Source organism: Enterococcus plantarum (assembly GCF_001730295.1).
GTDB classification, from domain to species: Bacteria; Bacillota; Bacilli; order Lactobacillales; family Enterococcaceae; genus Enterococcus_L; species Enterococcus_L plantarum.
The window spans coordinates 1-18,097 of record NZ_MIKA01000009.1 but is presented as its reverse complement, the minus strand read 5'-3'; the positions used below and the strand labels follow the sequence as shown (position 1 = coordinate 18,097).

20 protein-coding genes are annotated in these 18,097 nt (G+C 36.0%); 14 read left to right on the top strand and 6 right to left on the bottom strand.

Annotation, left to right across the window (positions count from 1 at the left end; all coding sequences use genetic code 11):
- Positions 1-16: 16 nt before the first annotated feature.
- From BCR22_RS04690 to BCR22_RS04675, 4 genes are all read right to left on the bottom strand, one after another.
- On the bottom strand, positions 17-1,375 hold the full coding sequence (locus tag BCR22_RS04690; protein ID WP_069653825.1) for a tripartite tricarboxylate transporter permease: 1,359 nt from the start codon (positions 1,373-1,375) through the stop codon (positions 17-19).
- Positions 1,375-1,602 (bottom strand): hypothetical protein, encoded by a 228-nt coding sequence (locus BCR22_RS04685; protein ID WP_069653824.1) that lies wholly within the window; start codon positions 1,600-1,602, stop codon positions 1,375-1,377. The genes BCR22_RS04690 and BCR22_RS04685 overlap by 1 nt, the downstream gene beginning before the upstream one ends.
- 207 nt (positions 1,603-1,809) lie before the next feature.
- Positions 1,810-2,445, bottom strand: a complete 636-nt coding sequence (locus BCR22_RS04680) for a pentapeptide repeat-containing protein (protein WP_069653823.1) — start codon at positions 2,443-2,445, stop codon at positions 1,810-1,812.
- A gap of 40 nt (positions 2,446-2,485) precedes the next feature.
- Positions 2,486-3,544 carry an FUSC family protein gene (locus tag BCR22_RS04675; RefSeq protein WP_069653822.1) on the bottom strand — a complete coding sequence of 353 codons (1,059 nt, stop codon included), beginning with the start codon at positions 3,542-3,544 and terminating at the stop codon, positions 2,486-2,488.
- Between the two features lie 329 nt (positions 3,545-3,873).
- Here BCR22_RS04675 and BCR22_RS04670 point away from each other — a divergent pair, with 329 nt between their 5' ends.
- The gene (locus BCR22_RS04670; protein WP_069653821.1) at positions 3,874-5,550 is read left to right on the top strand and encodes a peptide ABC transporter substrate-binding protein; all 1,677 of its coding nucleotides are present in this window, start codon (positions 3,874-3,876) and stop codon (positions 5,548-5,550) included.
- 226 nt (positions 5,551-5,776) lie between these two features.
- Here the strand turns inward: BCR22_RS04670 and BCR22_RS04665 are convergent, their stop codons facing one another.
- Complete coding sequence (locus BCR22_RS04665; protein WP_069653820.1) at positions 5,777-6,124, bottom strand: DUF3899 domain-containing protein; 348 nt, start codon at positions 6,122-6,124, stop codon at positions 5,777-5,779.
- A gap of 81 nt (positions 6,125-6,205) precedes the next feature.
- On the opposite strand from BCR22_RS04665, the gene opp1B reads away from it, so the two are divergent.
- The 13 genes from opp1B to psiE all read left to right on the top strand — a co-directional run bounded on the left by opp1B (position 6,206) and on the right by psiE (position 17,796).
- Positions 6,206-7,147, top strand: coding sequence for an oligopeptide ABC transporter permease Opp1B (gene opp1B / locus BCR22_RS04660; RefSeq protein WP_069646331.1), 942 nt, complete (start codon positions 6,206-6,208; stop codon positions 7,145-7,147).
- Positions 7,147-8,199, top strand: a complete 1,053-nt coding sequence (opp3C, locus tag BCR22_RS04655; RefSeq protein ID WP_069653819.1) for an oligopeptide ABC transporter permease — start codon at positions 7,147-7,149, stop codon at positions 8,197-8,199. The genes opp1B and opp3C overlap by 1 nt, the downstream gene beginning before the upstream one ends.
- A 5-nt stretch (positions 8,200-8,204) precedes the next feature.
- Positions 8,205-9,266: an oligopeptide ABC transporter ATP-binding protein Opp1D gene (opp1D, locus tag BCR22_RS04650; RefSeq protein ID WP_010771135.1), complete on the top strand. Its 1,062-nt coding sequence runs from the start codon at positions 8,205-8,207 to the stop codon at positions 9,264-9,266.
- Entirely contained in the window at positions 9,266-10,225 is a 960-nt protein-coding gene (locus BCR22_RS04645) for an ABC transporter ATP-binding protein (RefSeq protein WP_069653818.1), read from the top strand. The genes opp1D and BCR22_RS04645 overlap by 1 nt, the downstream gene beginning before the upstream one ends.
- 241 nt (positions 10,226-10,466) lie before the next feature.
- Positions 10,467-11,591, top strand: a complete 1,125-nt coding sequence (locus BCR22_RS04640) for an RNA-guided endonuclease TnpB family protein (RefSeq protein WP_069653817.1) — start codon at positions 10,467-10,469, stop codon at positions 11,589-11,591.
- A 272-nt stretch (positions 11,592-11,863) separates the two neighbouring features.
- A complete protein-coding gene (locus BCR22_RS04635) occupies positions 11,864-12,649 on the top strand; it encodes a Cof-type HAD-IIB family hydrolase (RefSeq protein ID WP_069653816.1) in 786 nt (261 codons plus the stop codon).
- Between the two features lie 14 nt (positions 12,650-12,663).
- A complete protein-coding gene (locus BCR22_RS04630; RefSeq protein WP_069653815.1) occupies positions 12,664-13,464 on the top strand; it encodes a Cof-type HAD-IIB family hydrolase in 801 nt (266 codons plus the stop codon).
- Between the two features lie 312 nt (positions 13,465-13,776).
- On the top strand, positions 13,777-14,298 hold the full coding sequence (gene infC / locus BCR22_RS04625; protein WP_010763961.1) for a translation initiation factor IF-3: 522 nt from the start codon (positions 13,777-13,779) through the stop codon (positions 14,296-14,298).
- Positions 14,299-14,409: 111 nt separating this feature from the next.
- Positions 14,410-14,610, top strand: a complete 201-nt coding sequence (rpmI, locus tag BCR22_RS04620; RefSeq protein WP_010762697.1) for a 50S ribosomal protein L35 — start codon at positions 14,410-14,412, stop codon at positions 14,608-14,610.
- Positions 14,611-14,832: 222 nt separating this feature from the next.
- Entirely contained in the window at positions 14,833-15,192 is a 360-nt protein-coding gene (rplT, locus tag BCR22_RS04615) for a 50S ribosomal protein L20 (protein WP_069653814.1), read from the top strand.
- A 157-nt stretch (positions 15,193-15,349) separates the two neighbouring features.
- Positions 15,350-16,072 carry a hypothetical protein gene (locus tag BCR22_RS04610; protein ID WP_069653813.1) on the top strand — a complete coding sequence of 241 codons (723 nt, stop codon included), beginning with the start codon at positions 15,350-15,352 and terminating at the stop codon, positions 16,070-16,072.
- Positions 16,073-16,172: 100 nt separating this feature from the next.
- Positions 16,173-16,841, top strand: a complete 669-nt coding sequence (locus tag BCR22_RS04605; RefSeq protein WP_069653812.1) for a CPBP family intramembrane glutamic endopeptidase — start codon at positions 16,173-16,175, stop codon at positions 16,839-16,841.
- A gap of 502 nt (positions 16,842-17,343) precedes the next feature.
- The gene (psiE, locus tag BCR22_RS04600) at positions 17,344-17,796 is read left to right on the top strand and encodes a phosphate-starvation-inducible protein PsiE (protein ID WP_069653811.1); all 453 of its coding nucleotides are present in this window, start codon (positions 17,344-17,346) and stop codon (positions 17,794-17,796) included.
- A gap of 102 nt (positions 17,797-17,898) precedes the next feature.
- Here the strand turns inward: psiE and BCR22_RS14880 are convergent.
- On the bottom strand, positions 17,899-18,097 hold a 199-nt coding region (locus tag BCR22_RS14880), incomplete at its 5' end, for a transposase (RefSeq protein WP_141706533.1).

Sequence of the window (18,097 nt, the reverse complement as noted above, 5' to 3'; positions counted from 1 at the left end):
TCTAATAACAGTCCTTTTATTTAAATATCAAATGCGTGGTGATCCAAGGCGCAGCATAAAGAATCATAAATTGAACACCGTAATTAACGCCCATTTTATTAAGAGTACCACAAACGATTCCTACCAGCAAAACACCAAAAATATTGATCAATCCGGCATCCATATAAGCCAATAATAAAATAAATCCAATAAATAAACCTAATATTGCTTCATGCGGAATCTTTTTTAAGACAAATACGGTCATCTGACGAGCGTATTTCATTGCTATAAAATAAGTTACGACAGAGGCAAGGATTCCAGCGAATAAAATAGCAAAAACAAATTCACTTGTACTCAATAAATGATGAAGATTATGCTCTAATGTAAAAACGGGTGGCGCGTTGAACAGGGCATTGGCGGGTCCAACAGCTACCGGTGATAAAGGAATTCCTAAAGCAATCAATGGAATGATCAAACCTGATAGATATGTTGCATGAGACAAAGCACTCATTGAGGTAATCGCCATACTGGCTTTTTTTACTGGATCTTTTTCTTTATTTGATACAGCTTCACCAAACAAAATCGTTAGCCCAACAGGACTTAAAAAAAACAGAAAATTTGATAGTAATGATACAATAGCGCTCGTTCCAGCTTCTTTTTTTGTGATCGTTCCAAAAGGATTGAGTAACGTTTGCTTTTCATCTACCTTGTTCAGCTTGATTTTATTCTGTTCATGTCGAGGCAAGGAATCCCGATTTTGTTTGTTTAACAACCCTAACAATGAAACAAGTAATGGCCCAATTGTGATTCCAAGAAAGAAGGAAACTGTCACATTTTTTTCTTGTGGAACTGCTCCGAGTCCCCAATACAAATAGCGCAGACCTTGGAAGAGCAATCCAAGTGGAATGATACTGATCAACGCTAATAGCTTATTTTTCCCGATCAAAGATAAAAAGACTGCACCAAAAACAAACAGTAATGGAGCATATTCCTTAACCGAATCTGAAAAAGGAGCTAAGATGTTGGCTAAAAGTAAACTTACAGGTATTGCAACTGCAGTTCCGATGATGGAACCTGTCGCCATTTTTTTAATACTGGTGGCTGCCATACCACGTTCTTTTAAATACAGTGCATGCTCGATCATTGGCGTGGATAACACACCACCGGGCAAACCGACCAGTGCCGTCGGGATTGCATTCATTAAATTTAAAGTAATAATGGCAGCTATAAAAAACGTTAGAACGACGATAGGCTGAACGCCAGCTAAAACGACGGCTAAAGTGACTGGCATCAAAACAGACGTCTCATCTGTTCCTGGTACAAATCCAATGAATGTATATAAAATAATTGCGCCCAAAACGGCTAGTAGCATTTGAAAGATTAGCCCTGCATCCATTAGTTGTCTTCCTCCTCGATAACTATTCGTTTAGGAGTAATTAAAAAAGTACTGATCATAAAGCCAAGGACAGCTCCACCTAGGCCGAAGAATAATTGTTTTGTTGTATCTTGTGTAGGAGCTAGAAAAAAGCCTCCCATCGTTGTTACACTGCAAATGCCAATGGCTATAATCAAATCTTTTAAATCAACTAGGTCACCCCAAAGCTCGATAAGATTCTTTTTCATTTAAAAGCCCTCCAATGTATTGAGGTTGGGACAGAAGCATTTTACAGATTCAGTGTCCCAGTCACTCTGTTAGTTTACCAAAAAAATATATGAAGTGAAATTGTTAGTTTCTGTCTAAGTAAAAAATTAATATCTCAGTAATAACTGCAAGCAAAAAAGAAAGCTTAGAGCTAAAACCTCAAGCTCGGCTCCAACCTTTCTTCTTATTTATTCTTTAATAACTAACCCTAATCCTGCAGCAATCGTAATCGCTTGTTCTTGCGTAACCTTTAATCCTCGAAGTAGCTCTTGAGAGAAGGCAATCTTTTCAAAAGTACTTTTGGTAAGGTCAAGACCGGCCAATTTCGTATGGAACCAATTACTTCCAGTCAGTGAACAGTTATCTAAAAGGAGATTACTCCAAGTCACCTCAACAAATTCAGTATCCTTTAGACTTGTTTGATGAAATTGAACCACTTTTTGATTTGTCGCACTAAAAGAAACATAATCAGCTAAGCAATCTTCAAAAAAACAATCCCGTAAATAACTCTCAGCAAAATTTGTTCCCGTTAACTTACACTGACGGAAATGAACTTGATGAAAACTAGCTCCGATCCATTCCGTATTAGAAAGATCACAATGATCAAAAATCACATTACTACAGTCAAAACGTTCAAGGTGATTTCGATTCATCGTTATTTTATCAAAACGGCATTCTCTAAAAACTAAATTACGCACATCCTGATAACTAAGGTCTTGGTCTTTTAATACTAAGCCTTCAATAACGAGCTCATCATCTAAAGAAATAAAATCAGTCTCAGTCAGCTGAGGCAAAAGAGGTGCAACAGGCTTTTTGATTTTCATAAATATAACCTCCAAATTTTTTATGATAAAGTGGGCCACATTATTCTGTTTCTTTATCTAAATTTTCATCTAATTGATACGCACGATTATAAAATTTTAAACAAGTCGTTAATACAAATGCACCCAAAAGACCTAAGAGACTACCTAAAACAATCCCGATTAAGCGATAATTCAGCAGACTCACCAAATATTGATGGCGAGCTAAATTTGCTAATAGTAAAGACATTGGCGTTGTAAAAAAGTTTGCGATCGCGTAATTTCGTCTAATAAAAAATTCTACCGTTAAAAAGAAAAAGCAAATTAGAAAAATGGTTTCTAATGAAGTAAATGAAATACTCAATAAAAGTGCTGCAATCAATAAACCAATCATTGTACCAAAAATTCTTTGAACATTACGATGCATGACAGCTCGTAAATTATCACCTTGTAAAACAGCAGCACATGAAACAACCATCCAATACGCATTAGTTAAATGCAGGGACTGGCTGATATAGGTCGCTAAAAATAAAATAGCGGCATAATGTAGAGCATCTAAAAGTGCTGCAGGGTCGGTGTAAAGACGTTCTTGTAATGAGATGGTCTTCTCTGGCTCCACCGTTTCTCCTTCAACAAAATACAAGAGAACAGCCACAACAAGAGAGGTCAAAACACCTAATAAAACATAACTCATCATGGTCGGAACTTTTTCCAAAGGAATCTTTGTTCCACTGCCCATTGCGGTTACCATGACAATAAAAAAAGCCCCCGGCTTAGCAATTCGGTATAATCTAAAAATGATTCGGGCCAAAAATGCCATCAAAGCAATAACGATTGGGATAATCCAAGGAATATGAGTACTAAGAACGCCTACTAGATTTCCAAAAAGTAAAAATGCGCCAATGGAACTCAAACGAATGAGTAGATTTTTCAAAGGTAGTGTTTGATAATAAAGAAAAGTAAAAATCCCCAGTGAGCCAAAACTACCGATTAGTAAATTATTTGAAAAATAACCGATGAATAAAGGCACTGCCATACAAATACCTGCACCAATCAAGCGAAAAGGTGCTTTTTGAGGCTTGTGAAACGTAGTTAGTTCTTTGAAGAAAGATGAATGGTGCATCTAATCACTCCTTACTATTTATTGTGAACTATTGAAACTAATTTTTTAAACAATACTATTGAACCAAAAAGTATTTGCTTCTACTATGGTATGTTTCTTCCTATACTAATCTAACATACTTTTTTGTAAGAAGACAATCGCTTTTTAAGCTTGTTTCTAAGAAATTACTTTTAATGATGATATAATTTAATGATGTGAGTATTAAGAAAAAATAAGATTATTCTTGATTTTTTAATTTAAAAATTGTAAACTATACCTCAACACAATAAATAATTATTAAATTCTGATTTTTCAGAAAATATTTAGGGTCATTTAGGGAGGAAAAAAGAATGAAGTTAAAGAAGTCATTTGCTTTTGGATTCATCACTTTATTTAGTTTAACATTAGCAGCATGTGGTAACGGCGGAGCAAAAACAGACGATTCAGGCAGCTCAAAAGCAGCCGACGGTAAACCAAGCGGAGAGCAAATTTTCCGTGTCAATGTTTTACAAGAAATGCCAAGTGCCGATTTATCATTAGCGACAGACGTTATCAGCTTTACTGCACTAAACAATGTATACGAAGGTATATATCGTTTGAATTTAGATAATAAACCAGAACCTGCCGGAGCTAGTGAAGAAGCAGAGGTCAGTGAGGATGGTACTACTTATAAAATCAAACTAAATGAAAAAGCGAAATGGTCAGACGGAAAACCCGTAAAAGCAGAAGACTATGTCTATGGGTGGCAACGTACGGTTGATCCAGCGACAGCTTCAGAGTATGCTTACCTTTACGAATCTGTAAAAAATGGTGCAGATATCGCAGCAGGTAAAAAAGACAAAGCTGAATTAGGAATCAAAGCGACAGGTGATTATGAATTAGAAATCACCTTAGAAAAAGCAACTCCTTATTTTGATTATCTATTAGCCTTCCCGTCATTCTTCCCGCAAAGAAAAGATATCGTGGAAAAATATGGTAAAGACTATGCTTCAAATAGTGATAACTCAGTCTATAATGGTCCGTTTGTATTAGATGGTTTTGATGGAGCAGGAACAGATACTGAATGGTCATATAAGAAAAATAAAGAATATTGGGATGTAGATTCTGTAAAATTAGACGAAGTAAAAACGAATGTTGTGAAAGAAGCACCAACTTCATACAACTTATTCCAAGACGGACAAGCAGATGATGTAACCTTGACTGGTGAATTAGCACAACAAGCTGCCAATGATCCAGCTCTTGTGATCCAAAAAGAAGCATCGACTCAATATATGGAATTAAATCAAATCGACGAAAATTCACCTTATAGAAATGAAAACTTAAGAAAAGCGATTTCTTATTCAATCGATCGTAAATCTCTCGTTGAACAAATCTTAGGTGATGGTTCAGTAGAACCTAAAGGCTTAGTTCCAGCAGATATGTCTAAGTCTCCAGATGGAAAAGAAGACTTCACTGATGCAGCGGAAGATAAAATTGCTTATGATAAAGAAAAAGCAAAAGAACATTGGGAAAAAGCGAAGAAAGAATTGGGTATCAAAACATTAGATATCGACATCTTATCTTCTGATGCAGATTCTTCTAAGAAAACAGTCGAGTATATTCAAGGTGCAATTCAAGATAGCTTAGAAGGGACAAAAGTAACGGTAAGCCCTGTACCATTTGCCGTTCGTTTAGACCGTTCTAACAAAGGTGACTTTAAAGCTGTTATCGGTGGCTGGGGAGCTGACTATGTAGATCCAAGTAGTTTCTTAGATTTATTCCAAACGGGCGTTCCTTATAACCGTGGCCACTATAGCAATGCTGACTACGATAAAGCAGTCAAAGCAGCGGCAACAACCAATGCTAATGATCCTGAAAAACGTTGGGAGAACTTAGTAGATGCAGAGAAAATAATCATGGGCGACATGGGTGTGATTCCTCTTTACCAAAAAGCTGAAGCTCACTTACGTGCTGAAAAAGTGAAAGATGTTGGTTTCCATCCAGCAGGTGCGCAATACGATTACAAATGGACATACATTTCAGAATAATCTGAACTAGTTTTTAATAGTAAAAGTGACCGATACAGAAGCAAACAACTCCAACGAACCGAATGGTTTAAGGGAATAAAAAGAAATTCACGAAAATTGGGTTTCCAATTTTCGTGAATTTCAACTTATTTCTAAAGGAGCTGCTTCTGTTTCGCCATTTATTCAGATTTTGAGCAAGTTAGCAAAAATCAGAGAATTTTATATTTCTCTCTCTTGCTATCTTTGCTTATAAAAAGTAAAATAATAAAGAAACAACAGCGACAATCAGTAAAATACCCCCAGTTTCAAGCCAGTAAAGCTGATGTGCTTTACCGATTTCTGAAAATGGAATGAATTCTTTCGGCTCATTTTTCTTTCTAAAACGAAAATGCATTTTCATAAAACGTTGGAAATTATCAAAAAATCCTGAGGACATGATCCATAAGGCTAACCCGATAATCAGAAAGAATAACGAAACGATGAAAAAGGTATCTGATACAGAAAGGATAGTCAGTGACTGTTTTATCAATAGGTAAGTAAAAATACCGATGCTTGAGACCGCTGAGGTAATCAAGGGCCATTTTAAATTTTTCATGTGCTCATCCTTACTTAATTTTCTATCCTTACTTTATCGAAAAAAGCTGATGAAGTCAAAATAATCTCGGAGGTGTCATTCTTGAACAGTTTTGGAAAATATTTTCTTAAACGGGTCTTTTTTATGATCATCACATTGTGGCTGATCGCAACGATTACTTTTTTCTTGATGCAATTATTACCAGGTACTCCTTATACCAACCAAGAAAAACTTAGTCCAGAAACAATTGCTATGTTGAATAAGCAATCCGGTTTAGATAAACCTGTGATCGTTCAATATGGAATTTACTTAAAAAATCTTCTAGTTGGTGACTTTGGTATTTCATTCCAATTCAAAAACCAACCAGTAGCAAAACTTTTAGCAGGTCGTATTGGACCGTCAGTACAATTAGGTGCACAAGCAATCGTTTTTGGTACACTAGTTGGTATTTTATTAGGGATCATTGCGGCAATGCGCCAAAATACATGGGTTGATACATTGGCTACTTTAATGGCTATCTTAGGTCGTTCGATTCCGAACTTCGTCTTTGCCGTATTGTTACAATATATCTTTGCTATGAAATTAAAAGTGTTACCAATCGCAATGTGGAACGGTTTTGCTTATACGATTTTGCCGACAATAGCTTTAGCTATGAGTCCGATGGCCGATTCCGCCAGGTTTATACGAACGGAAATGGTTGAAGTTTTACATAGTGACTATGTAGAGTTAGCGCGTGCTAAAGGCTTGAGCCGTTGGCAAGTTGCCGTTAGGCACGGACTTAGAAACAGTTTGATCCCATTGATTACATTGTTAGGACCATTAGCAGTTGGTTTGATGACAGGATCATTAGTTGTAGAAAATATTTTTGCCATCCCGGGTATTGGGGAGCAATTCGTAAAATCAATCATGACCAATGACTATCCAACGATTATGGCCGTAACGATTTTATATTCTGCATTATTAGTATTTGTAATCTTGATTGTTGATTTACTTTATGGATTGATTGATCCAAGAATTCGTGTTTCAGGAGGTGCCAAAGGTTAATGGAAATAGTTGACTTGAACAATGTCCCAGATAAAATTAAAGAAATACCGACAGATGAATTCCAACCTTTGGATACATCAACAACAAAGGAACGTGAACGAATCGCAACGCCGTCACTAAGTTTTTTACAAGATTCTTGGCGTCGTTTGAAAAAGAATAAAGCGGCTGTAATTTCCTTGATCCTTTTGGGAATCATCATCTTTATCTCAATTATCACTATCTGGGTTTCGCCTCATGACCCAACACAACAAAATGTAGCATATATCAATTTACCACCACGTATTCCGTTTTTAGATAGTATTAATGGATTTAACGGTACAGCAAATGTTGCGGGTAAAATGGTAGATAAGTATGCACAAGCAAATGTTCCTGATAACGTGAATTTCTATCTTGGAACAGATGGCCTAGGTCGTGATGTATTGAGTCGTTTATTTATGGGAACTCGTATCTCATTGTTGATCGCGTTTATCGCGGCATTACTTGATATTACGATCGGTGTAACATATGGTTTGATTTCAGGTTTATTAGGTGGACGTGTCGATACAGTGATGCAACGTATCTTAGAAGTTCTTTCTGGAATTCCTAACCTTGTTGTGATGATTTTGATGCTGACTGTTTTTGATCCAGGTATTTTATCAATCGTGTTAGCGATGGTGATTACCAACTGGATTTCAATGGCCAGAATCGTCCGGGCTCAGACCTTGAAATTAAAAGATCAAGAATTTGTTTTAGCTGCCCAAACGTTAGGAGAATCTCGTTTAAAGATTGCTATTAAACATATTTTACCGAATATCTCAAGCGTGATCATCGTTCAAATGATGTTCAGTATCCCGTCGGCCATTTTCTTCGAAGCGTTTCTAAGTTTCATCGGTTTAGGATTAAGACCGCCGACCGCTTCACTTGGAACATTATTAAATGAAGGATATAAAACGTTCCGTTTCCTTCCATATTTGATGTGGATTCCTGCCGTAACTTTGTCAGTCGTAATGATTTGCTTCAACTTGTTAGCTGACGGACTACGTGATGCCTTCGATCCTAAGATGAAAGAGTAGAGTGAATGACTATGGAAAAAGTATTAGAAGTAAAAGACTTACAGATTTCTTTTGATACGTTTGCTGGAAAAGTAAATGCTATTCGTGGTGTGAGCTTTGAGCTGTTCAAAGGAGAAACTCTTGCAATCGTAGGAGAATCTGGTAGTGGGAAATCAGTAACTACTAGAAGTATCATGCGATTGTTGAGCAGCAATGCAAATATCGACAATGGAGAAATTCTGTTTAAAGGTGAAGATATCGTACACAAGACGGAAAAACAAATGCAAACCATTCGTGGGAAAGAAATTGCTATGATTTTCCAAGATCCAATGACATCATTGGACCCAACAATGCCGATCGGCAAACAAGTAGCTGAATCGTTGATCAAACACAATAAAGTATCGAAAAAAGAAGGTCTGGATCAAGCACTAGAATTACTAAAACTAGTAGGGATTCCAAACGCTGAAAAACGTTTGAAAAATTATCCGCACCAATTTTCAGGTGGGCAACGCCAACGTATCGTGATCGCGATTGCGTTGATCTGTTACCCAGAAGTTCTAATTGCTGATGAGCCAACAACAGCTTTGGACGTTACGATTCAAGCGCAAATTTTAGAATTATTAAAAGATCTACAGCAAAAAATCAGCACATCAATCATCTTTATCACACATGATTTAGGTGTTGTAGCGAACGTTGCGGATCGTGTAGCAGTTATGTATGGTGGACGTTTAGTAGAAGTGGGAACGTCAGAAGAAATCTTCTATAATCCACAACATCCATACACATGGGGACTACTTGGCTCAATGCCAACAATGGAAGGAACCGAAGATAAGTTATATGCAATTCCTGGTTCACCTCCAGATCTGTTAGATCCACCAAAAGGAGATGCTTTCTATCCGCGTAACGAGTTTGCGATGAAAATCGATGCAGAAGAAGCACCACCCTATTTTGAAGTATCACCAACTCATAAAGCTGCAACGTGGTTATTAGCACCGCAAGCACCAAAAATCACCCCTCCAGCTGAAATTGTAAGACGTTGGGCGATTTATGCTGAACGCCATAATACGACTGCAGGAGGCGTTAAATAATGAGTGAAAAAAGAAAAGTACTTTTAGATGTTAAAGGACTAAAACAATATTTTAACGTTGGACGCCCTGACGAAGTTAGAGCTGTTGACGATATCAGTTTCCATATCTACGAAGGTGAGACGTTCGGTTTAGTTGGAGAATCTGGTAGTGGTAAATCAACAACTGGTCGTAGTGTGATTCGTTTATACGATCCAACGGGTGGCGAAATCGTTTTTAACGGTGACGATATCAGTAAAATTCGTTCGAAGACAGCGATGCAAGCATTTCGTCGTGAAGTTCAAATGATCTTCCAAGATCCGTATGCTTCATTGAACCCAAGAATGAAAGTTAACGATATTATTGCTGAGGGAATCGACATCAACCATTTAGCTAAAGATACAGCTGAACGTGAAGCAAAAGTCAACGAGTTGTTAAAAGTCGTTGGGCTTGACCCGAGTCATGGCACACGTTATCCACATGAATTTTCAGGTGGTCAGCGTCAACGTATCGGGATTGCTAGAGCGTTGGCTGTTGATCCACGCTTTATCATTTGTGACGAGCCAATTTCTGCGTTGGATGTGTCGATCCAAGCACAAGTTGTCAATTTATTACAAGACTTACAAAAAGATGCTGGGTTGACGTATCTGTTTATTGCCCATGATTTATCAATGGTAAAACATATCAGTGACCGTATCGGTGTTATGCATAGTGGTAAATTATTGGAAATGGGTTCTAGTGATGATGTATATAACTTTGGTGTACATCCGTATACTGAAAGTTTACTGTCAGCTATTCCACTACCAGATCCAGATTATGAACGTACACGTAAACGTATTGTGTATAAACCACAACCAGAAGATAACAAAGAACGTAAACTAAGAGAAATCACACCAGAGCATTATGTTTATTGCTCTGAAGATGAAGTCGAAGTGTATCGTAAAAAAATTGAAGAGAAAAAAGCTAAAGCAAATCACGAATAATCGTATTGAACAAGAAAGACTAGCTAAGAAAAGAATTCTTTTTCTTAGCTAGAATTTTTAAACCTAAGATGAATGAATCATTTTTCTTTGTGACACAATCATTTTAAAGTAGCTTTAGGGGCTGGCTTCTCGAAAAAAAATAACCTAAGAGTGAGACGAAAAGTGTCACAATCTTAGCTTCCTATTTTTCAGTCGAAGGTGAACAAGCTCATTCAGCTTTTATTGGTAGGGTGGTATTCTAATGAAGGTATTAAAGGCGTATAAATATAGACTTTACCCTACGTTACTACAAGAAGAATTCATCAAAAAAACATTTTCTTGTGTTCGACTTGTGCATAATCTTTTATTACAGGAAAGAATTCAGCTTTATAAGGAGTTGAAGAAAAATCCTGATTTAAAAGTAAAGTTACCCACTCCTGCTCATTATAAAAAAGAGCATCCTTGTTTAAGGGAAGTGGATAGTTTAGCATTATCAAATGCGCAGGTTTACTTGGATCGAGCATTTAAAAAATTTCATAGAGAGAAATCAGTGGGATTTCCTAAGCTAAAACAAAAGAAGAACGCTGTCAGATCTTACACAACGAACAATCAAAATGGAACGATTAAAATTATTGACGATAAATATTTGAAAGTGCCTAAATTGAAGTCGTTGATTAAAATGAGAATGCATCGTCCAGTAATAGGGAAAATAAAATCAGCAACAATTTCTTTGACCCCTAGCAATAAGTATTTTGTTTCTATTCTTTGTGAAGAGGAGATTCCTAGAATTGATAAGACGTATTCAGCAATCGGGATAACATTAGGAGCTTCGGAATTTGCTGTATTATCTAATGGTAGACGTATCGATAATGATAAATTTACGAAAGAATTTGAACAGCGGATCACTAGAGAAGAAAGAAAACTAAAACGGCGAAAAGAAATTGCTAAATTAAAAGGAACAGAATTATCTCGGCAAAAAAATTATCAAAAGCAAAAGCTAAAAGTAGCGAAAATGCGAGAAAAGTTAACGAATCAACGAATCGATTTTCTGAACAAAATTACAACAGAAATTGTTAAGAAATATGATTTGATCTGTATTGAAGACATTCAGCAAGCAGATTTTTTCAGAAATTCTAAATTACAACGTGGATTTTCAGATGTTTCGTGGGCGTTATTTGTCTCAAAACTCGAATATAAAGCAACATGGTATAATAAAAGGATGATCAAAGTTTCAGCATGCGGGAAATGTTCGGAACATTCAGATAATAATCCAGTGAGTCAGATATTTATGCAAGATATCAATGAGAAAACAGGACGGCATGATCCTGAGACGGCTGCTAGTATTCAAGTGTTGATGCAAGGATTAAAGGAAATAATGACTTATTAAAAAAGTAAAAAACTGTAGGGACTACAGGGCTAGCCTAGGGTATATAAGATAGATATAACGTTTAGTCGATTATTTATCTTTTTCTAGGAAATTTCTAACTTCATAGAAATAGTTCACTAATTATAAGTGTATGGAAAATAAAAACTCGAACTTTATTCTCTTTGTTTTGACAAGCATTTGTTTGAACAAAATAGAATAAAGTTTTTTTACGCTATGGGCTAAAAAGTATAGTACAATATTAAGTAAGAAAAGATATGAAAAAGAGGGAAGTTATGAACCACTACAAAGCACTTGTTTTTTTTGATTTAGATGGAACATTACTGGATGCTGATTATAAAATTTCTAAAGAAAATCACCAAGCTATCTTAACATTAAAGAAAAACGATATCTTGCCTTTGATTGCAAGCGGTCGTTCTCCAAAGGAAATCAACCAAATCACAAAAGGAACACCAATTGATTCTTTTGTAAGCTTAAACGGACAGTATAATGTTGTTGAAAATAAGGTTGTCTCCAAACATGTAATACCTTTGAAGCTGATTAAAGAATTAATGCGATTTTCTGAATCATTCGGTCATTCCTTGGCCTGTTATACAGAAACTGAATATGCTACACGTTATTTGACTGAAAGTATGGAAAAATTATATCAATTAGATCATGCACCATTACCACAGATTGCACCAGACTTTTATAAGGAACATGAAATCTATATGCTTTATCTTTTTTCAGAGGAAGTCGCCAAAGATGTATTATATCAAGAAAAATTCTCCGATATATTCACCTTTTTCAGAGATAGTCCTTATTCCTTGGCGGTCGTGTTAAAAGGGCAGTCAAAAAAAGCTGGTATCAAAGAAGTGATCAAAACATTGGATTTAGACGGTGTCCCAACCTATGCATTTGGAGATGGAAATAATGATATAGGGATGTTTGAAGCCGTGGATACGGCCATTGCGATGGATAATGCTTCGGCACATGTAAAAAGTCACGCTGATTACATTACCAAGTCTCATATAAAGGATGGTATTCGTTTGGGATTAAAACAGTTTAAATTATTAGACTGAAAGGAAGTAAAATAATGACAGTGAAAATGATTGCAGTAGACATGGATGGAACGTTTTTGAATAGTCAACAAGAGTACGACCGAGAAAAATTTAGTCAATTATATCAAAGAATGAAACAACAAAAGGTTCGTTTTGTGATAGCTAGTGGCAATCAATACTATCAACTAAAATCATTTTTTCCAGAAGTAGAGAACGAATTGGCGTTTGTAGCTGAAAATGGCGCATATGTTATTAGTGAGGGTGCAGAACTATTCACGGGTGAAATCGATCCAGAGCTAGTTCATGACGTGCTGACTATTTTAGCGGCGTTCACAGAAGGGCATACGATTCTTTGTGGAAAAAACAGCGCTTATGTTGCTGAAAATGAACCTGAGTCCTTTATTGAACATGGTCGGAAATACTATCATCGCTTAAAAAAAGTGCCTAATCTATTTGAGGTAAAAGAGGACACTTTGTTTAAATTCGCTTTGAGTTTTCCTGTAGAACAAGTATCAGAAGTTCTTGAACAGTTACATGATACATTAGGAGAGAAAGTGATTCCTATTTCTAGCGGGCATGGTGATGTCGATTTGATCATTCCGGGCATCCATAAAGCACATGGGTTGATGAAGCTACAAGAAGTTTGGGGCATAAAAAATCACGAAGTTGCCGCTTTTGGCGATAGCGGTAATGATCTGGAAATGTTGAAGCATGCCGGATTTAGCTATGCGATGAGTAATGGACAACCAAAAGTCAAAGCTGTCGCTAAAGAAATCATTTTATCCAATGACGAAAATGGTGTATTGACTAAAATAGAAGAATTACTTGGAAATTAGAGTGTAAAAGATTAAGACAGAAGTCTACTTTTCGATCCTCAAAGGTTTCTGTCTTAATTAGAAAAAAGCATTGACAAGGTTTTGAAAATATCGTATACTATTAGAGTTGAGAAATGAAAGCAGAAGCACCCGCTTCTCGCCTTAGCTGACAGTGTCACTGGGCTGGATATAGGATTGTTTATATCAATCGATATAAATCCGAAAATCGCGGGATCTGTATACAGAGCCTGTTTTTTATTGTATTTTTTAGAATAACAGACTCTTGGAAAAAGAGTTTCAGTATTGATTTTCTCTTAATAAACTTGGAGGTGAATGACCATAGCAAAGGATATGATGGTGAACGACGGCATTCGTGCACGCGAGTTACGTTTGATCGGACAAGATGGCGAACAATTAGGGGTAAAAACAAAAGTGGAAGCATTACAAATTGCTGAAACAGCTAATCTAGATTTAGTTCTAGTAGCACCTACTGCAAAACCGCCTGTTGCGCGAATTATGGATTACGGTAAATTCCGTTTCGAAACGCAAAAGAAAGAGCGTGAAGCTCGTAAGAAACAAAAAGTGATCAACGTAAAAGAAGTTCGTTTAAGTCCAACAATTGACGTAAATGACTTCAATACAAAACTTCGTAATGCACGTAAATTCTTAGAAAAAGGCGACAAAGTAAAAGCGTCGATCCGTTTCAAAGGCCGTGCCATTACCCACAAAGAAATTGGTCAGAAAGTTCTTGATCGCTTAGCGGAAGAAACTGCAGACATTGCTACAGTGGAACAAAAAGCGAAAATGGACGGACGCAGCATGTTCCTAACGCTGGCACCGAAGAATGAAAATTAAGCTAATAAGCTGATAACTAGTTAATCAAATTTTTTTAGGATGCTAGTTCAACTTTTTCAACTAATTTAGTTGAACTGTATGCGAAATGAAAATGTAGGAGGAAAATTAGTCATGCCAAAACAAAAAACACACCGCGGATCAGCAAAACGTTTCAAACGTACTGGTAACGGCGGGTTAAAAAGATTCCGTGCGTTTACAAGTCACCGTTTCCACGGTAAAACAAAAAAACAACGTCGTCAATTGCGTAAAGCAGGAATGGTTTCATCAGGCGATTTCAAACGTATTCGTCAACAATTAGCAAGAATGAAGTAAAAAAAGCGTAGGGGACTCAATCAGGCATCGAGTAAATTAGGAAATTTTTTTAAAGATTCTTTCTATCTTTAAAAAGAATTTATCTATTTATCGAGAGGCCTAGTCCACGAAGCTAGATTAGTGAAAAAGCTTGCTGAATTTGAGAAAGTTGAAATAATTCATGCAACAACTTAGCAATTAAAATAACTCATAGAGATAACAGATATTTAGGAGGAATTAACCATGGCACGTGTTAAAGGTGGCGTAGTAAGCCGTAAACGTCGTAAAAAGATCCTTAAGTTAGCGAAAGGCTATTACGGATCAAAACATACTTTATTTAGAACAGCAAAAGAACAAGTAATGAAATCTTATAGTTATGCATACAGAGATCGTCGTCAAAAGAAACGTGATTTCCGTAAATTATGGATCGCTCGTATCAATGCAGCGGCTCGTATGAATGGCTTGAGCTATTCTAAATTAATGCACGGTTTGAAATTGGCAGAGATTGATATCAACCGCAAAATGTTAGCTGAATTAGCAGTGAATGATGCAGCAGCATTTACAGCATTAGCTGAACAAGCTAAAGGTGCTTTAGCTAAATAATGACTGAATAAAAGTGTTCCTTTCGTATGAAAGGGGCATTTTTTTTTAATAGAAAGTTATGATTTATTATTTTAATTATTTTTTACATTTTTATTCTACTAAATGCTATAATTATTTTGATTAATCCAAAAATAATAAATAGAAAGCAGGTTTTTAAGTGAAAAAGAAGATGTTTGTGGTAGTTGTTCTTATTTTGGGTGTTTTATTTTCATTTGGGGTGAAAACAGAAGCAGCCTCAATCAATGATCTAAGATTTGGTTCGCATGTTCAAGATTATGGTGATACTGGTTTTAGTAGAGATAAACGTTTGAGAACAATAAGTGAGATGGGGCCATATGGAACAGGAAGTGGTTCTACTCGAGAATCTAAAAGAATGGAAGCGATGTTCATTCGAGGAACAAGTGACATCATGATCAATACACATATTGAAAATATTGGTTGGTTATCTGAAAAATTGACGGCAAAAGAGAAGAGTGCAGGTATTTCTAAACGTACTATCAAAGGCCGTAATACAACGATTTACTACCAAACAGGCCGTGGTGGGACTGCAGGAGGTGCATTGCGAGTAGAAGCAGTAGAGTTTACCTTGAAAGGTAGCATGGCGCAACAATACGATATGTATTATTGTGTTCACGCACAAGATTATGGTTGGTTAGGTTGGTCAAGAGCTAAAATAAAAACGGAAGACAGTAAATCAACAGCACATAAAGCAGGGACAGCGGGTGTTGCAAAGCGCCTTGAAGCCTACAAAGTCGTACTTGTACCAAAAGGCTCACCAGCTCCACGAAACTTTAGTGGACAGAAGAACTATCAATATGTAGCAAAAGACTCATTAGGTCGAGTTTATGCTTACAAAGACGGTAAGCGAGTCGCTAAATAACTGAATTAACTATTACATCCAAGCTCGTTTTACTCTGTAACTGTAGTCTGGTAAGATAAAAGTGGTATAAAGAAGGTTTTTATAAAAGGAGAGTAATGCGATGGTGTATGTAAAAAATTTTTTTATTTTAGTTGGTTTATTTCTAGTAAGTCAAATTAGTATGATGGCATTTGGTATAGCCAAAGAATTTTCTCAAGGAATGGGAGAGACAAATTTGTCTTTGGTTGCATCGATTATGCTGATAATTATAGTTATTGGCAATATCTGGGTGTTGATATTTTTAGGAAAGAAACTGGTTTTTTTTAACTTGAAATTGGATTTTTTCACTAAGAGAAATGTTGGAATTATTTTAGGTGGTTTTATTTTAGCTCGAGTAATCGCTATTGGAGGAACCTTTTTATTAAATACTCAGGGAACAGAATCAACAGCAAATGATGCAGCGATTCAGACTATGTTTTCAGGAGAAAATCCTTTATTGATTATATTATTGATTGGAATCTCAGCACCTATTATGGAAGAAATTGTTTTTAGAGGTGGAATTATTGGGTTTTGGTTAGGGAAATTTCCAATACTTGGTATTGCAGTGAGTTCTATTTTGTTCGGTTTAATGCATGGTCCTACGAATTTGATTAGTTTTTTATTGTACGGTTTGGTAGGTTTGATTCTTTCTGTGGCTTATTACAAAACACAACGTTTAGAGATCAGTATATCTATCCACTTTTTAAATAACATACTTGCCGCAATCGCGATGGCTTTTGGGTTGATTTAGTATAACAGAATAAATAAAAAAGGGTTCGGGACAAAAGTAAACATCATTTTGATGTGCACCCTAAATGCGAATAAACGGTGGGAACAGAAGCAATCCCTTCTTATTTCTCGGGATTAAACGCTTCTGTCTAAGCCTCTTTTTTAGAGTGTGAGACAAGATAGTAAAAGAATCATGATCAAACTATTGCAACTATAGTTTCATTTTTCATCTAGACTTTTTACTATGATTTTTGCGGAAAAAGAGGCTAAGTAACTGATATGCGTGCGTTTATTCCAGATTTAGATTTTTACATCATCGAGAAAAAATGTTATATTATTCTTATAATCAAATAGTTGTAGGAATCTTTAAAGAGAGTGATGCAACTGCATTATATTGTTTAACCTTATAGGCTAGCGCGTTTCGGGAAAAAGATAAAATTTGACAAAGTACTACATTCTGATTTTACTACTTTTCAGTCGGAGCAAGTCTGGCTTGGTACGCTTTTAAATTTAGGAGGAAAAAAATGAAAGAAGAACAGAGATTTGGAATCATGAAGAAATATGTCAATTGGGTATTGGATGTTGTTCTAGGAGTACTTGCCCTACTTATTTTGATTTTCATGATTCGTCAATTGATTGATATTGGAACATTTATCAACAAACCTATGACACCTAAAAACTTATCGATCGTGATGCAAGAAGTTGTGGCATTTTTCATGTTATTTGAGTTTATTATGATGGTGATCCGCTATATTCAAGAAGGACATCATATTCCGATCAGATATTTGATTTTAATTTGTATTACGGCCATTTTAAGACAGTTAATGGTATTACATGGCGATGCAGTTCAAACTTTATTATTATCTGTATCGATTTTGTCACTCGTTATTGTATTGTTTGTACTTAATTTAAGTGGCAATAAATCCTATGTTGGTTTTAAGCCTCATGCAAATGAGAGTCAAAAAACAGAGAACTAAAAGTAGAAAAGGTCACTCAATAAAATGTGGCTCTTTGTCAACTAATGTTGGTGAAGAAATCCAAAGAATTAAATCACTAATGAAGCCTAGAGGGGAATTCCTCTAGGTTTTTCTATTTGATTGAAAAAGAACAGTGCCAAAGCATAAAGTAATTCTCAATTTAAAATTATAGAAGTTACGGAAGCCATAGGCGTTTCTCTTTAATACTTTTATATGGTTATTCAAGCATTCTAATGGTCCGTTGGAATAAGGCAAATTCAACGCATTTTTAATGCCCGTTTGAACTTTTTTAAAGGTAGTA